The sequence below is a fragment of the Streptomyces recifensis genome (genome assembly GCF_002154615.1).
GTDB classification, from domain to species: Bacteria; Actinomycetota; Actinomycetes; order Streptomycetales; family Streptomycetaceae; genus Streptomyces; species Streptomyces griseoluteus.
The window spans coordinates 1-14,040 of record NZ_MUNH01000255.1 but is presented as its reverse complement, the minus strand read 5'-3'; the positions used below and the strand labels follow the sequence as shown (position 1 = coordinate 14,040).

Below are 14,040 nucleotides of genomic sequence, written 5' to 3'. Positions count from 1 at the left end.
GGGCGGGTGAGACGGGGGCGTTGGGGTACGGGGCGGTCACGGGCGGCTCCTGGGACGTGCAGCGGCGTACTGCTTGCTGCATGACATACGCGCCCCGCGCACCGGGGCGTTCAGGGCGGCCGTCCGTCGCACCGGTGCGCCGCCGTCAGGCTGGCGATCGTACGAGGCACCTGTGGTGACCCTGTGCGCATCGGGCGGTGGTACGGCACCGGATGTGTGCAGTCCCGGAGGTTTGGTGAGGGATGTTCCGCTTCCCGGCCGGAGTCAGGAAGCCCGGCCGGCCGTCTCGGCCGCGTCCTCCTGGTTGCGGTTGGCGTCCAGGTTGGCCTTCATCCGCTCCACCCGGCCGGCCACCTGGACCGAGGCCCGCTCGCGCTCCTTGCGCAGCACCACCCAGCTGATGGGCGCCGAGAGGATCATGGCGAGCAGCACGATCCAGAAGAGGTTGGAGGCGCCGAACCCGCGCGGGAAGATCCCGGAGTAGACGGCTCCCCAGGCGACCACGAGGCAACCGGCGAAGACGCCGAGGCGCATCAGCGTGTAGCGGAGCATCTCAATCCACTCTTCCGTGTCGTTTCGGCCCCAAAGGCGTGCACCGTCCAGTGAAGCACGCCCCGTACCCGATCTTGGCAGGGGGTGGGCGGGCTCAGCGCAGGGTCAGCAGCATGGTGACGTCGTCGCGGTACTCGCCGGGCGCGACCCGGATGGCGTCCGGTACCCGGCCCACCTCGCGGTAGCCGCAGGAGGCGTAGAAGCGCTCCAGGCCCAGACCGCCCCGGCAGCCCAGCCGTATCGCCTCGATGCCGTCGATCCCGCGCGCGGCGTCGGCGGCGGCCGCCAGCAGGTCGCGGCCGTACCCGAGACCCTGGTGCTTGGGGTGGACCATCACCGTGTACAGCCAGAGCCAGTGGCCCATCAGCCGGTGGGTGTTGAAGGTGAGGAACGCGGTCGCGGCGACGCGCCCCTCCTCGTCGTGCCCGACCAGCAGCCTGCTGTGCCCCTGGGCGAGCCGGGCCAGCGACCGGACCAGCTCGGGACGTATGCCCTCGACGGTGGCGGGCGCCACGAAGCCGACGGCGCCGCCCGCGTTGGTGACGTCGGCCCACAGGCCGAGCAGGCCGTCGCGCAGCTCGGGGGTGACGGCGGGGTCCAGGGTGAAGGTAAGAGACACGGGGCCAAGGTAGTCCTTACCTCGGCCCCGTCTCAACCAGCGTCCGTGACGTCAGACGCGCATCGCCTGCGGGGTCTCCCGGCGCAGCGGGTCCGGGCCCTCGTACTCGCGGATGATCTCGTACCGGGTGTTGCGCTCCACCGGGCGGAAGCCCGCGTCGCGGATCAGGTCGAGCAGGTCCTCACGGGTCAGCTTGTTCGGCGTGCCGTAGTTGTCCGCGTCGTGCGTGATCTTGTACTCGACGACCGAGCCGTCCATGTCGTCCGCGCCGTGCTGGAGGGCGAGCTGGGCGGTCTGCACGCCGTGCATCACCCAGAACACCTTCACGTGCGGCACGTTGTCGAACAGCAGCCGGGAGACGGCGAACGTCTTCAGCGCCTCCGCGCCGGTCGCCATCTGGGTGCGCGCCTGGAGGCGGTTGCGGACCTTGCCGTCCTTCATGTCCACGAAGTCGTGCTGGTAGCGCAGCGGGATGAAGACCTGGAAACCACCGGTCTCGTCCTGGAGTTCGCGCAGCCGCAGCACGTGGTCCACCCGGTGCCGGGGCTCCTCGATGTGCCCGTACAGCATGGTGCACGGGGTCTTCAGACCCTTCTCGTGCGCCAGGCGGTGGATACGGGACCAGTCCTCCCAGTGCGTGCGGTGGTCCACGATGTGCCGGCGGACCTCCCAGTCGAAGATCTCGGCGCCGCCGCCGGTCAGCGACTCCAGCCCGGCGTCGATGAGTTCGTCCAGGATCTCGCTCGCGCTCAGCCCGGAGATCGTCTCGAAGTGGTGGATCTCGGTGGCCGTGAACGCCTTCAGCGAGACGTGCGGCAGCGCGGCCTTCAGTTCCCTCAGCGAGCGCGGGTAGTAGCGCCACGGCAGGTTCGGGTGCAGGCCGTTGACGATGTGCAGCTCGGTCAGGTTCTCCGACTCCATCGCCTTGGCCAGCTTCACGGCCTCCTCGATGCGCATCGTGTACGCGTCCTTCTCGCCCGGCTTGCGCTGGAACGAGCAGTAGGCGCAGGACGCCGTGCACACGTTGGTCATGTTGAGGTGACGGTTGACGTTGAAGTGGACCACGTCGCCGTTCTTGCGCGTGCGCACCTCGTGGGCGAGGCCGCCGAGCCACGCCAGGTCGTCCGACTCGTAGAGCGCGATGCCGTCCTCACGGGTCAGCCGCTCACCGGAGCGGACCTTGTCCTCCAGCTCGCGCTTGAGTCCGACGTCCATACCAACACCTTTCCACGACAACCTGACCAACGGTACTCCCCCGCACCCGCGTTCCCCCGCGGCTACACCTCTTCGGGCAGCTCCCCGACCCGGTTCTCCCACTTGGTGGAGAGCACGATCGTGGTGCGGGTGCGGGAGACGCCCTTGGTGCCGCTCAGCCGGCGGATCGTCTTCTCCAGACCGTCCACGTCGGAGGAGCGGACCTTGAGCATGAAGGAGTCGTCACCGGCGATGAACCAGCAGTCCTCGATCTCGGTGAGGTCCTTCAGCCTGCGGGCCACGTCCTCGTGGTCGGCGGCGTCGGACAGCGAGATGCCGATCAGCGCGGTGACCCCCAGGCCCAGCGAGGCCGCGTCCACCGTGGCGCGGTAACCGGTGATGACCCCGGCCGCCTCCAGCCGGTTGATGCGGTCGGTGACGCTGGGTCCCGACAGGCCGACGAGGCGCCCCAGCTCCGCGTACGAGGCCCGGCCGTTCTCCCTCAGGGCCTGGATGAGCTGCCTGTCCACCGCGTCCATGCGATCGAAGCCTTCCGGTGTGAAATTCGCCGTAGAGATATGAGGTACCGCTACTTGCCCTGCACGCCTACTTGTCCTGCCCGCCGCCCAGCTCGCCCTTCCAGCGCCGGTACAGGCCGTGCCGCACGCCCGCCGCGTCCAGCACCCGGCCGGCGACGAAGTCCACCAGGTCCTGGATGTGGGTGGCGCCCGCGTAGAAGGCCGGAGAGGCGGGGACCACGCTCGCCCCGGCGTCGTCCAGCGCGACGAGCTGGCGCAGGGTCTGCCCGTTCAGCGGGGTCTCGCGCACGGCCACCACCAGCGGCCTGCGCTCCTTCAGCGTCACGCTCGCCGCCCGCTGCAGCAGGTCCTTGGACAGGCCGAGGGCCACCCCCGCGACGCACGCGGTCGACGCCGGCACGATCAGCATGCCCTTGACCGGGTAGGACCCCGAGGACGGTCCCGCCGCGAGGTCGCCCGCGTTCCAGTACCGCACCCGGCCGAGGTCCGGCTCGAAGGTGTCCGGCTTGCCGTCGGCGCCCCGCGCCAGCCAGTCCCCGAGGTCCTCGCGCCAGTGGGCGTCCCGGAACGAGATCCCCGTCTCGTCCAGCAGCGTCAGCCGCGAGGCCCGGCTGACCACCAGGTCGACGTCCTCCCCGGCCTCCAGCAGCGCCCGCAGCACCGCCGCCGCGTACGGCGTCCCGGAAGCTCCCGAAACCCCCACGATCCAAGGCACGCGCTGCGTTTGTCCTGCGTTCACACCTTGAGAGTACCGGCGTGACGCACTGTGCTCAGGCCGGGTGGGCCTTGGTCAGACCGTCAGCCCCCGTACGAGCAGATCGAGCAGCGCGCAGACGAACAGCGCGATCCCGATGAACCCGTTGACTTGGAAGAACGCCCGGTTCAGGCGGGACAGGTCGTGGGGGCGGACGATGCGGTGTTCGTAGACGAAGGCCGAACCCACGATGACCAGGCCGAGCCAGAAGAACGGGCCCGCGTGGGTGAGGACGGCGTACCAGACGAACAGGGCCATCGTGATCGCGTGGCAGACCCGCGCGCCCCGGATGGCGGCCGGGACGCCGAAGCGGGCCGGGACCGACTTCACGCCGACCTCGCGGTCGGTCTCCACGTCCTGGCAGGCGTAGATCAGGTCGAAGCCGCCGATCCAGATGCCGACCGCGAAGCCGAGGATCACCGCGTCCCAGGACCAGGTGCCGGTGATCGCCAGCCAGCCGCCGACCGGGCCGATCGCCTGCGCGAGACCGAGGATCGCCTGGGGGAAGTTGGTGAACCGCTTGCCGTACGGATAGACCACCATCGGGATCACCGCGATCGGCGCGAGCGCCAGGCACAGCGGGTTGAGCAGGGCGGCCGAGCCGAGGAAGACCACCAGCGCGACCAGCGCCCCCGTCCACGCGTGCCGGACCGACATCGCGCCGGTGACCAGCTCGCGGTGGGCGGTGCGCGGGTTTCGGGCGTCGATCTCGCGGTCGATGATCCGGTTGACCGCCATGGCGAAGGTGCGCAGGCCGACCATGCAGACGGTGACCAGCAGCAGCCGCGCCCAGTGGATGTTCCTGTCCCACTGGTACATGGCGGTGAGCGAGGCGATGTACGCGAAGGGCAGCGCGAAGACCGAGTGCTCGATCATCACCAGGCGCAGGAAGGCCTTGGTGCGCCCCGGCTGCGGGACGGCGGCAGCGGTACTCACAGCCCGTACTCCTTCCAGCGCCGGTCGACCAGCGCCGCCGTGGCGGGGTCGGACAGGACCATCTCCGGCCAGCCCCCGTCCCTGGTGTAGCCCTCCTCGGGCAGCTTCTTCGTCGCGTCGATGCCCGCCTTGCCGCCCCAGAACTGCTGGTAGGAGGCGTGGTCGAGATGGTCGACGGGGCCCTCGGCGACCACCAGGTCGCGGGCGTAGTCGGTGTTGCCCAGCGCCCGCCAGGCGACCTCGTGCAGGTCGTGCACGTCGCAGTCGGAGTCGACGACCACGATCAGCTTGGTCAGCGACATCATGTGCGCCCCCCAGATCGCGGACATCACCTTCTGCGCGTGCTTCGGGTACTTCTTGTCGATCGAGACGATCGCGCAGTTGTGGAAGCCGCCCGCCTCGGGGAGGTGGTAGTCCACGATGTCCGGGATGATGATCTTCAGCAGCGGCAGGAAGAACCGCTCGGTGGCGCGGCCGAGCGGCCCGTCCTCGGTGGGCGGACGGCCGACCACGATGGACTGCAGCAGCGGGCGCTTCCGCATCGTCACGCAGTCGATCTTCAGTGCGGGGAACGGTTCCTGCGGGGTGTAGAACCCGGTGTGGTCGCCGAAGGGCCCCTCGGGCAGCATCTCGCCCGGCTCCAGCCATCCCTCGATGACGACCTCGGCATTGGCCGGCACCTGGAGCGGAACGGTCTTGCAGTCGACCATCTCGATCCGCTTGCCCGCGATGAACCCGGCGAACAGGTACTCGTCGATGTCGCCGGGCAGCGGCGCCGTGGAGGCGTAGGTGACGGCGGGCGGGCAGCCGAAGGCGATGGCGACCGGCAGCCGCTCGCCCCGGCGCGCGGCGACCGCGTAGTGGTTCCGGCTGTCCTTGTGGATCTGCCAGTGCATGCCGATGGTGCGCTTGTCGTGCCGCTGGAGCCGGTACAGACCGAGGTTGCGGACGCCGGTGTCGGGGTCCTTGGTGTGGGTGAGCCCGAGGTTGAAGAAGGACCCGCCGTCCTGGGGCCAGGTGAACAGGGCCGGGAGCATGTCCAGGTCCACGTCGTCACCGGTGAGGACGACCTCCTGGACGGGCGCGTGGTCGCCCTTGACCTTCTTCGGCGGTACGTGCGCCATCGCGCCGAGCTTGCCGAACGCCTCGCGGACACCGACGAAGCCGTGCGGCAGCTCGGGCCGCAGCAGCCCGCCGATCTTGTCGGAGATCTCCGCGTACGACTTGAGCCCGAGCGCCTTGAGCAGGCGGCGGTCGGTGCCGAAGACGTTCATCGCCAGGGGCATCGCGGAGCCCTTGACGTTCTCGAAGAGCAGCGCCGGTCCGCCGGCCTTCTGCACGCGGTCGACGATCTCACCGACCTCCAGGTATGGGTCGACCTCGGCCTTGATGCGCTTGAGGTCTCCCTCGCGCTCCAGCGCCCGCAGCAGGGAGCGAAGATCGTCGTAAGCCATGTGTCCCAGTATCGGCCACCGGCTACGCTGGCCCGGTCACCGGGGCCGTCCACACCGTGGGGAGATCGCGCGACCATGCTCAGGTATCTGCCGTTCCTGCTGGTCCTGGCCCTGTGGATCTACGCGTTCGTGGACTGTCTGAACACCCCCGAGGACGAGGTCCGCCACCTGCCGAAGGTGGCCTGGGTGTTCATCGTCCTGCTCTTCGGCGAGGTCCTGGTCGGACCGCTGGCCTGGCTGATCACGGGCAAGGTCCGCCGCCCGGCCGGTCCGGCCCCGACCTGGGTGGCCCCCGACGACAACCCGGACTTCCTGCGCTCCCTGAAGAAGGACGAGCCGGGTACGGAGTGACCCGGCGGGCGGCAGCGTTCAGCCGTCCCTGAGGGCCAGCTCCAGCGGTCCGGGGAAGCGCGCCTCCAACTCGGCTCCCCGTGGGGGGAGGCGCAGGCGGGTTTGGCTGCCGTGCCGCGCCGGGGACAGTGCCCCCATGGATCTGGAGCTGGCGCGGGACTGGCTGCGTACCGCCGTCGAAGAGGCGCGGGCGGGACAGGCGGAGGGCGGCATCCCGATCGGGGCCGCGCTCTACGGCTCCCGGGGTGAGGTGCTCGGGCGGGGGCGCAACCGCCGGGTGCAGGACGGGGACCCGGCGACGCACGCGGAGACGGCGGCCTTCCGGGACGCGGGGCGGCGCCCGTCGTACCGGGGGACGACGATGGTGACCACGCTGTCGCCGTGCTGGTACTGCTCCGGGCTGGTGCGGCAGTTCGGGATCTCGCGGGTGGTGGTCGGGGAGGCGGGGACCTTCAGCGGCGGGCACGAGTGGCTGGCCGCGCACGGGGTGGAGGTCGTACTGCTGGACGATCCCGAATGCGGCGCGCTGATGCGGGAGTTCGTCGCGGGGAATCCCGGACTGTGGCACGAGGACATCGGGTTCGCCGGGGGCTGACGGCGCGCACGGTCACGCGTTCGGCCCGCCATCCGTTCCGCTGAAAAGCCCCGCGCGGGCATGTCTCCACCGCGTGCGACGGCATTCCCTTGACGGGGGCCCCACCACACCGGGGTCCCCTTCTGCGATCGGAGACGCGTGCGAATCACTGACATCCAGCGCTGCGAGGTCCGGCCGGGACGGCTCGTCGAGTGGACGCTGAGTCCGGCGACCGTCGCCACGGCGCACGGCCTGCCGGAGGACTCCCGCCCGCCCGCCTACATCCAGGAGTCGCACATCCGCACGGCCCGGCACGTCCGGGAGGACGGCCTCTTCGTGCCGACCTGGCTCGGCACCTCCTTCGACCTGGCCGGACCGGTCGACCTCGATGTGCTCGAGGAGTCCCTGCGGGCCTGGACGGTCCGGCACGAGACACTGCGCAGCGGCTTCCGCTGGGCCGGTGCGGACGGGCAGGAGCTGCGCCGCTTCACCCTGGACGCCGGGGACGTCACCCTGCACCGGGAGGCCGGGGGCGAGTTCACGGACGCGGCCGCGCTGACCGCGCATCTCCAGTCCCGCTTCGACACGGTCGCGGACGCGCTGCGCTGGCCCAACCTGATCTACGCGGCCGTGGTCCGGGACGACTCGGCCACCGTCTTCCTCGCCTTCGACCACAGCAATGTGGACGCCTACTCGCTGCACGGCATCCCGGCCGAGATCGAGGAGCTGTACACGGCGGGCCTCCAGGGGCGCGGGCCGGTGGTGCGCACCCCGGCCGCCAGTTACGTGGACTTCTGCGAGATCGAGCGGGCGGACGCGGACCGGCTGGACGGCGAGCACGAGACGGTGGCCCGCTGGCGGGAGTTCATCCGCCGCTGCGACGGCACGCTGCCCTCGTTCCCGGTGGAGCTGGGCGTGGAGCCGGGCGGGTCTCTGCCCCCGCAGCGGATGATCTGCGAGCCGCTGGTGGACGCGGAGGCCGCGGCCGCGTTCGAGGCGTACTGCCGGCCGTACGGGGGCAGCCTGGTCGGGCTGCTGGCGGCGACCGCGCTGATCGTGCAGGAGCTGGGCGAGCAGTCGGTGTACCGGACGGTGGTGCCGTTCCACACCCGGGTGAAGTCGCAGTGGAGCGACTCGGTCGGCTGGTTCGTCGGCGGCGCCCCCATCGAGGTGCCGCTGGACCACGCGCCCGACCTGGCCGCCACCCTGCGGGCGGTGCGGGCGCAGCTCCAGGCCAACCGCACCCTGGCCCGGATGCCGCTGGCCCGGGTGCTGAGCCTGCTCGGGGCGGACTTCCGGCCCACTTCCCCGGACCTGTACTCGATCGTCTCCTTCGTCGACACCCGCGGCATCCCCGGCGCCGCCCGCTGGACGGAGCAGAACGCCCACGCCCTGCTGCGGGTCTCCTACGGCGACCAGGTGTGCGTCTGGGTCAACCGCGTCCACGACGGCCTCTGGCTGGCCAGCCGCCACCCCGACACGGACGTGGCCGCCAAGAACATGGGCCTGTACGTGGAGCGCTTGCGGGACCTGATGTCGGCGCTGCCCGCCTGAGCGGGGCGGGGCCGGCTAGTCCAGCTGCTCGATCAGGCGTTCGAAACGGTTGCGCCACTCCGTCTCCGTGGCGCCCTCGCCCTGGTACTCGTGGGTGAAGCGCAGGGTGCTGCCCCGCTCACCGTCCCGTTCGAGGTGGAAGCGGAGACGGCCGCCGCCCTCGACGGTGTACTCCGCGACCCGGTCCACGTCCCAGGCGGTGATCCGCCCGGCGCCCAGGTCGCGCAGCGCGACCATGCCGTCCAGGCGGGGTTCGAGCACGTCGACCGGGGTGCACCAGGCGGAGAGGCCCTCGGCTTCGGCCACCGCGGGCCAGACCTCCTCCATGGACCTCGGCAGCCGCACCAGGAAGTGCCGGATGTGCGTGTTGCCGTGCGTCTGGCTCATGCCCTGTTCGATGGAACCGTGCATGCCCCCAGTGTCTACGACCCCGCGCTCAGACGCCCGCGTACGAGTGCTTGCCGGTGACGAAGATGTTGACGCCGTAGTAGTTGAACAGCCAGCAGCCGAAGGCGATCATCGCCAGGTAGGCGGCCTTGCGGCCCTTCCAGCCGGCCGTGGCGCGGGCGTGCAGGTAGCAGGCGTAGGCGACCCAGGTGATGAAGGACCAGGTCTCCTTGGGGTCCCAGTTCCAGTACCGGCCCCAGGCGTCGCCCGCCCAGATCGCGCCCGCGATGATCGTGAACGTCCACAGCGGGAAGACGGCCGCGTTGACCCGGTAGGCGAACTTGTCCAGCGAGGCGGAGGCGGGCAGCCGCTCCAGCACCGAGCGGGCGAAGGTGCCCGGCGTGCCACCGCTCTCCAGCTTGTTCTCGTAGGAGTCCTTGAAGAGGTACAGGATCGTGGCGACCGCGCCCACGTAGAACACCGCGCCGCAGAAGATGGCGGTGGAGACGTGGATGTACAGCCAGTACGAGTGCAGCGCCGGGACGAGCTGGTCACTGGCGGTGTAGAGCACGGTGACGGCGAGGCCGAGGTCCAGCAGGACGGTGGTGGTCAGGAACAGGCCGAGCCAGCGGACGTTCTTCTTGCATGCGAGCAGGCCCAGGTACACGCCGACCGCGACTGTGGAGATGGTCAGGTTGAACTCGTACATGTTGCCCCAGGGGGCGCGCTGCACGGAGGCCGCGCGGGCGACCACACCGGCCAGCTCCACCAGGAAGGCGAGCACGGTGAGGGAGACCGCGATCCGGCCGTACATGTCGCCCTGGGCGTCCCCGCCGTGGGCACCGGGCCCGTCCGGCACGTCACGGGCACCGGCGACGGAGCGCACGACGACCTGCGGGCGTTCCAGCACGGTGGTGCCGCCCGCCCGCTTCACGGCCACGGCCGGGGCGCTCCTGGCCGGCTTGGTGTCGGCGGTGAGCGCGGCGGCCGTGCGGCCGACCTTGCTGCGGCTGCCGAACAGCCACTCGGCGATGTAGGCGAAGAAGGCCAGCGTGTACACGGCCATCGAGGAGTAGATGAGCGTGTTGCTGATGCTCGCCAGATGCTCGTTGGTCGCGGCGGCGAGGTCGGTTGCGGCGGCGAGAGTCACTGCTCAGCCCCTTCGGCAGGTACGGCGTGGGATGCGTCTTCGTGGGTGTCGGGGGCGCCCGGCGCCCGGTCGTAGAGGGTTCCGGCGAGGTCGCCCAGTTCCTCGGGGACCTTGGCGGACTCGCTGCGGCCGAGCCCGGCCATCTCGACCACCGTGACCCCGTCGGCGCCGCGCACGGCCCGCACCCAGATCCGGCGGCGCTGGATGAAGAGGGACGCGGCGAGGCCGAGGATCGCGGCGACGGCGCCGCCCAGGGCCCAGGCGCCGCCCGGCTCCTGGACGATCTGGAAGCCGGCCCATTCCTTGACGTCCTTCTCGAACGTGACGGTGCCGGCACCGCCGGGCAGCTTCATGGTCTGCCCGGGCTTCAGGTTGGCCCGGAGCTGCTTGCCCTGGTCGTCCTTGAAGCCCTTCATGTGCTTCTTGTCGAGCTGGTACACGCTCTGCGGCAGTCCCGAGTTCACGCCCAGGTCGCCGTGGTACGGCTCCAGGTTGAGCACCGGGTTCAGCAGCGCGGGGAACTGGGAGAGGACGGAGGCCCCGCCGCCGTAGGTCGGCAGGAAGAAGGCCCGGATGCCGAGCTGGTCGTACCGGCCCTTGGCGTCGTGGTAGCCGTCCATGACCTTGACGACGCCCTGGGAGGTGACGTTGCCGTCCAGCGGGAGCAGCGGCACGGCGTCCCTGTAGACCACCTGGCCCTTGCCGTCGCGGACGGTGATGACGGGCGCGTAACCGTGGCTGACCAGGTAGACCTTGGAGTCGTCGATCTTCAGCGGCTGGTTGACCTGGACCGTCTTGGCGCGGGTCTTCCCGTCCGCGCCCACGCTGTAGTCGATCTTCGCCTCGAAGGTGCGCGGGGTGCCGCGGTTGGGACCGGACAGCTCGTAGGTGCCCTTGAAGTCCTTGAGGTCGAAGCTGAACGGCACCAGGTCGTCGTTGCGGAACAGGCTGCCGGACTTGAAGTCGTCGTACATCGGCAGCGCGTTGGAGAAACCGTCGCCCTCGACCACCAGCTTGGTGCCGTCGGACTTGAACAGCTGGCCGGAGGCGAAGGCGACCAGCAGCACGATCAGCGCGATGTGGAAGGCCAGGTTGCCCAGCTCGCGCAGGTACCCCTTCTCGGCGGCGACCGCGTCCCCGTCGGCGTGGGCGCGGAAGCGGCGCTTCTTCAGCAGGGCGAGCGCGTCGGCGCGTACCTGCTCGGGGTCGGCGGTGGTGCGCCAGGTGGTGTACGCGGGCAGCCGGTCCAGGCGGCGCGGGGCGCCCGGCGGGCGGCCGCGGAGCTGGCCGACGAACTGCCAGGTGCGCGGGACGATACAGCCGATGAGGGAGACGAACAGCAGGATGTAGATCGCGGAGAACCACACCGAGCTGTACACGTGGAACAGCCCGAGCCTGTCGTAGACCGGCGCCAGCGTGGTGTGCGCCGCCCGGAACGCCTCGACCTTGTTCGCGTCCGCGCCGGTCTGCGGGATCAGCGAGCCGGGGATCGCGCCGAGGGAGAGCAGCAGGAGCAGCAGCAGCGCGACCCGCATGGAGGTGAGCTGCCGCCAGAACCAGCGGGCCCAGCCGATGACGCCGAGGCCCGGCAGGGTGCCGGTGTCCTCCTGGGGCGCGGTGGAGAGCTGGGCGCCGGCCGCGCCGAGACCCTCCTGGTCCCGGCTCTGCTCGGTTTCGGTGTCGCTCATCGTTCAGATCCCCACAGAGAAGCCGTCGGACCAGGTCTGCATCTCCTGCACCAGGCTGTCCCAGGCACCGGTCAGCAGCAGCACGCCGGTCACGATCATCATCGTGCCGCCGGCGCGCATCACCCAGACATAGTGGCGTTTGACCCAGCCGAAGGCGCCGAGCGCCTTGCGGAAGGCGATCGCGGTGAGCACGAAGGGCACGCCGAGCCCGAGGCAGTACGCGACGGTCAGTATCGCGCCCCGGCCCGCGCTCGCCTGCTGGGAGGAGAGGGCGACGACGGACGCCAGGGTCGGGCCGATGCAGGGCGTCCAGCCGATCCCGAAGAGCGCGCCGAGCACCGGCGCGCCGATCAGGCCGGTCGCGGGGCGCTTGTGGAAGCGGAACTCGCGCTGGGTCAGCCAGGGCATCAGGCCCATGAAGAAGATGCCGAGCAGGATCATCAGGACGCCGAGGACGTGGGTGAGCACGTCCTTGTAGCCCTGGAGCGTCTGCCCGAAGTACCCGAACAGGGCGCCGCCGGAGACGAAGACCACGGTGAAGCCGAGCACGAAGAGGGTGGCCCCCGCCGTCATCCGGCCGCGCCGGGCGTCGGCGAGGTCGGTGCCGGTGACACCGGTCACGTAGGAGAGGTAGCCGGGGACCAGCGGGAGCACGCAGGGCGAGAAGAAGGAGACCAGCCCGCCCAGCACCGCGACGGGCAGGGCGAGCAGCAGGGCGCCGTTGAGCACGGTCTCGTTGCGGCTCGTCACGGCGGCGAGCGTCAGCAGGGCGCTCACGTCACTTCTCCGCCAGGACCGGCTTGAGCATCTTCAGCAGCGCCGTGTCGTCGAGCGCCTCCAGCGCCCGCGCGGCGACCTTCCCGTCCCGGTCCAGGATCAGCGTGGAGGGGATGAGCTGCGGGTTGAGCGTGCCCTTGGGGAAGCGCAGCATCAGCTTGCCGGTCGGGTCGTACAGGCTCGGGTACGTGATCCCGTTGGCCTTCTCGAAGGCGAGGGCCGGGGTGGTGCTGGTGTCGCGGGTGTTGATCCCGACGAACTGCACGCCCTTGCCGGCGTACGCCTTGGAGACCTTGGAGAAGTACTTGGCCTCCTCCCGGCACGGTCCGCACCAGGAGCCCCAGACGTTGAGGACGACGACCTTGCCCTTGTAGCCGGCGACGTCGAGGGTCTTGCCGTCGATCGTCCTGCCGGACAGGGCGGGGGCCTTGGCGCGCTCGCTCTTGGCGGCGGTGTCTATGCCGTTGTGGCCGGTGACGAAGTTGGTGTCGCCGCCACCGCCGGAGGTCCCGCCGCTGCCGCACGCGGACAGGGTCAGGGCCGCGGCGGCGGCCACGGCACCGAGCAGGGCGGCGCGGCTACGGGTACTCATGTGAAAAGTTTCGCATGGCGGTTCCGGCGGTTTCGCCCGGCCCCCTGCCGAGTCGAAAAGCGCCTTTCAGGGGGCATTTACACCGGGCATTACGGACGTATCGTCACGCGGCGTCCGGAGCGGCGCTCTTGTCGCCCGCGCCGCCCGTGCCGCCCGTGCCGCCCGTGCCGCCCGTGCCGCCCGTGCCGTCGGCCAGGAAGCCCTTCCAGCCCCCCGCCGGTTTCTGGCCGACCTCCAGGGTGCGCAGCTTCTCCAGCACCTCGGGCCGCTGGACGTCCAGCCAGTCGGTGAACTGCCGGAAGGAGACCAGCCGCACATCGGCGCCCTTCTCCTTCTCGCGCGCGATGTGCTTGAACGCCTCCTCGACGGAGTCCATGTAGATCCCGCCGTTCCACTCCTCGAAGTGGTTGCCGATGAAGAACGGCGCCCGGTTGGTCTCGTACGCGCGCTGGAAGCCGCTGATGTACGCCTGCGCCGACTGCTTGCGCCAGCCCGGATAGTTGTAGGAGGGGGCCTTGGTGGAGTTGACCGACTGGTTGGCCAGCATGTTGTAGTCCATGGACAGCACCTCGAAGGAGTGTCCGGGGAACGGCACCTGCTGGAGCGGAAGGTCCCAGATGCCCTGGCGCTTGACCGGCCACATCTGGCGGCCGCCGGGCGAGGAGGCGTCGTAGCGCCAGCCCAGCTCGCGGGCGGTGGGCAGCAGGTTGTCCTGGCCGAGCAGGCAGGGGGTGCGGCCGCCGACGAGTTCCTTGTCGTAGTCGAAGGGCAGCGCGGCCAGGTCGGTCCAGCCGGTGTTGGTGCGCCACTCCTTGACGAACTTCTTGGCCTGCTCGATCTCGCTGCGCCACTGGGCGGGCGTCCAGTTGCCGACCGTGCCGGAGCCGCCGCAGAAGTGCCCGTTGAAGTGGGTGCCGAT

General features: G+C 70.4%; 16 protein-coding genes. 3 read left to right on the top strand and 13 right to left on the bottom strand.

What is annotated here, in order from left to right:
• Nucleotides 1–264 precede the first annotated feature (264 nt).
• From CCN33_RS15425 to CCN33_RS15395, 7 genes are all read right to left on the bottom strand, one after another.
• On the bottom strand, nucleotides 265–552 hold the full coding sequence (locus tag CCN33_RS15425) for a DUF4229 domain-containing protein (RefSeq protein ID WP_086694192.1): 288 nt from the start codon (nucleotides 550–552) through the stop codon (nucleotides 265–267).
• A 94-nt stretch (nucleotides 553–646) separates the two neighbouring features.
• Entirely contained in the window at nucleotides 647–1,171 is a 525-nt protein-coding gene (locus CCN33_RS15420) for a GNAT family N-acetyltransferase (protein WP_086694191.1), read from the bottom strand.
• A 51-nt stretch (nucleotides 1,172–1,222) separates the two neighbouring features.
• Nucleotides 1,223–2,386, bottom strand: a complete 1,164-nt coding sequence (mqnE, locus tag CCN33_RS15415) for an aminofutalosine synthase MqnE (RefSeq protein ID WP_086694190.1) — start codon at nucleotides 2,384–2,386, stop codon at nucleotides 1,223–1,225.
• A gap of 62 nt (nucleotides 2,387–2,448) precedes the next feature.
• A complete protein-coding gene (locus CCN33_RS15410; RefSeq protein WP_018543802.1) occupies nucleotides 2,449–2,904 on the bottom strand; it encodes an Lrp/AsnC family transcriptional regulator in 456 nt (151 codons plus the stop codon).
• Nucleotides 2,905–2,971: 67 nt separating this feature from the next.
• Nucleotides 2,972–3,619 carry a UbiX family flavin prenyltransferase gene (locus tag CCN33_RS15405; protein WP_086694189.1) on the bottom strand — a complete coding sequence of 216 codons (648 nt, stop codon included), beginning with the start codon at nucleotides 3,617–3,619 and terminating at the stop codon, nucleotides 2,972–2,974.
• 75 nt (nucleotides 3,620–3,694) lie between these two features.
• Nucleotides 3,695–4,594: a menaquinone biosynthesis prenyltransferase MqnP gene (gene mqnP / locus CCN33_RS15400; RefSeq protein ID WP_086694188.1), complete on the bottom strand. Its 900-nt coding sequence runs from the start codon at nucleotides 4,592–4,594 to the stop codon at nucleotides 3,695–3,697.
• Nucleotides 4,591–6,048: a menaquinone biosynthesis decarboxylase gene (locus CCN33_RS15395; RefSeq protein WP_086694187.1), complete on the bottom strand. Its 1,458-nt coding sequence runs from the start codon at nucleotides 6,046–6,048 to the stop codon at nucleotides 4,591–4,593. Before CCN33_RS15395 ends, mqnP begins: the two co-directional genes overlap by 4 nt.
• A gap of 75 nt (nucleotides 6,049–6,123) precedes the next feature.
• Here CCN33_RS15395 and CCN33_RS15390 point away from each other — a divergent pair, with 75 nt between their 5' ends.
• The 3 genes from CCN33_RS15390 to CCN33_RS15380 all read left to right on the top strand — a co-directional run bounded on the left by CCN33_RS15390 (nucleotide 6,124) and on the right by CCN33_RS15380 (nucleotide 8,527).
• Nucleotides 6,124–6,399 (top strand): PLD nuclease N-terminal domain-containing protein, encoded by a 276-nt coding sequence (locus CCN33_RS15390; protein WP_086694186.1) that lies wholly within the window; start codon nucleotides 6,124–6,126, stop codon nucleotides 6,397–6,399.
• A 136-nt stretch (nucleotides 6,400–6,535) separates the two neighbouring features.
• The gene (locus CCN33_RS15385) at nucleotides 6,536–6,994 is read left to right on the top strand and encodes a nucleoside deaminase (RefSeq protein WP_086694185.1); all 459 of its coding nucleotides are present in this window, start codon (nucleotides 6,536–6,538) and stop codon (nucleotides 6,992–6,994) included.
• A 138-nt stretch (nucleotides 6,995–7,132) separates the two neighbouring features.
• Nucleotides 7,133–8,527 (top strand): condensation domain-containing protein, encoded by a 1,395-nt coding sequence (locus CCN33_RS15380; protein WP_086694184.1) that lies wholly within the window; start codon nucleotides 7,133–7,135, stop codon nucleotides 8,525–8,527.
• Nucleotides 8,528–8,542: 15 nt separating this feature from the next.
• On the opposite strand, the gene CCN33_RS15375 is transcribed toward CCN33_RS15380, so the two are convergent.
• From CCN33_RS15375 to CCN33_RS15350, 6 genes are all read right to left on the bottom strand, one after another.
• Nucleotides 8,543–8,938 carry an SRPBCC family protein gene (locus tag CCN33_RS15375; RefSeq protein ID WP_086694183.1) on the bottom strand — a complete coding sequence of 132 codons (396 nt, stop codon included), beginning with the start codon at nucleotides 8,936–8,938 and terminating at the stop codon, nucleotides 8,543–8,545.
• Nucleotides 8,939–8,963: 25 nt separating this feature from the next.
• Nucleotides 8,964–10,064, bottom strand: coding sequence for a c-type cytochrome biogenesis protein CcsB (ccsB, locus tag CCN33_RS15370; RefSeq protein ID WP_086694182.1), 1,101 nt, complete (start codon nucleotides 10,062–10,064; stop codon nucleotides 8,964–8,966).
• The gene (gene resB, locus CCN33_RS15365; RefSeq protein WP_086694181.1) at nucleotides 10,061–11,752 is read right to left on the bottom strand and encodes a cytochrome c biogenesis protein ResB; all 1,692 of its coding nucleotides are present in this window, start codon (nucleotides 11,750–11,752) and stop codon (nucleotides 10,061–10,063) included. The genes ccsB and resB overlap by 4 nt, the downstream gene beginning before the upstream one ends.
• 3 nt (nucleotides 11,753–11,755) lie before the next feature.
• Nucleotides 11,756–12,529 carry a cytochrome c biogenesis CcdA family protein gene (locus tag CCN33_RS15360; RefSeq protein WP_208621765.1) on the bottom strand — a complete coding sequence of 258 codons (774 nt, stop codon included), beginning with the start codon at nucleotides 12,527–12,529 and terminating at the stop codon, nucleotides 11,756–11,758.
• 1 nt (nucleotide 12,530) lies between these two features.
• Complete coding sequence (locus CCN33_RS15355) at nucleotides 12,531–13,121, bottom strand: TlpA family protein disulfide reductase (RefSeq protein WP_208621764.1); 591 nt, start codon at nucleotides 13,119–13,121, stop codon at nucleotides 12,531–12,533.
• A gap of 103 nt (nucleotides 13,122–13,224) precedes the next feature.
• A partial coding sequence (locus CCN33_RS15350) for a polysaccharide deacetylase family protein (RefSeq protein WP_483027243.1) occupies nucleotides 13,225–14,040 on the bottom strand: 816 nt, incomplete at its 5' end.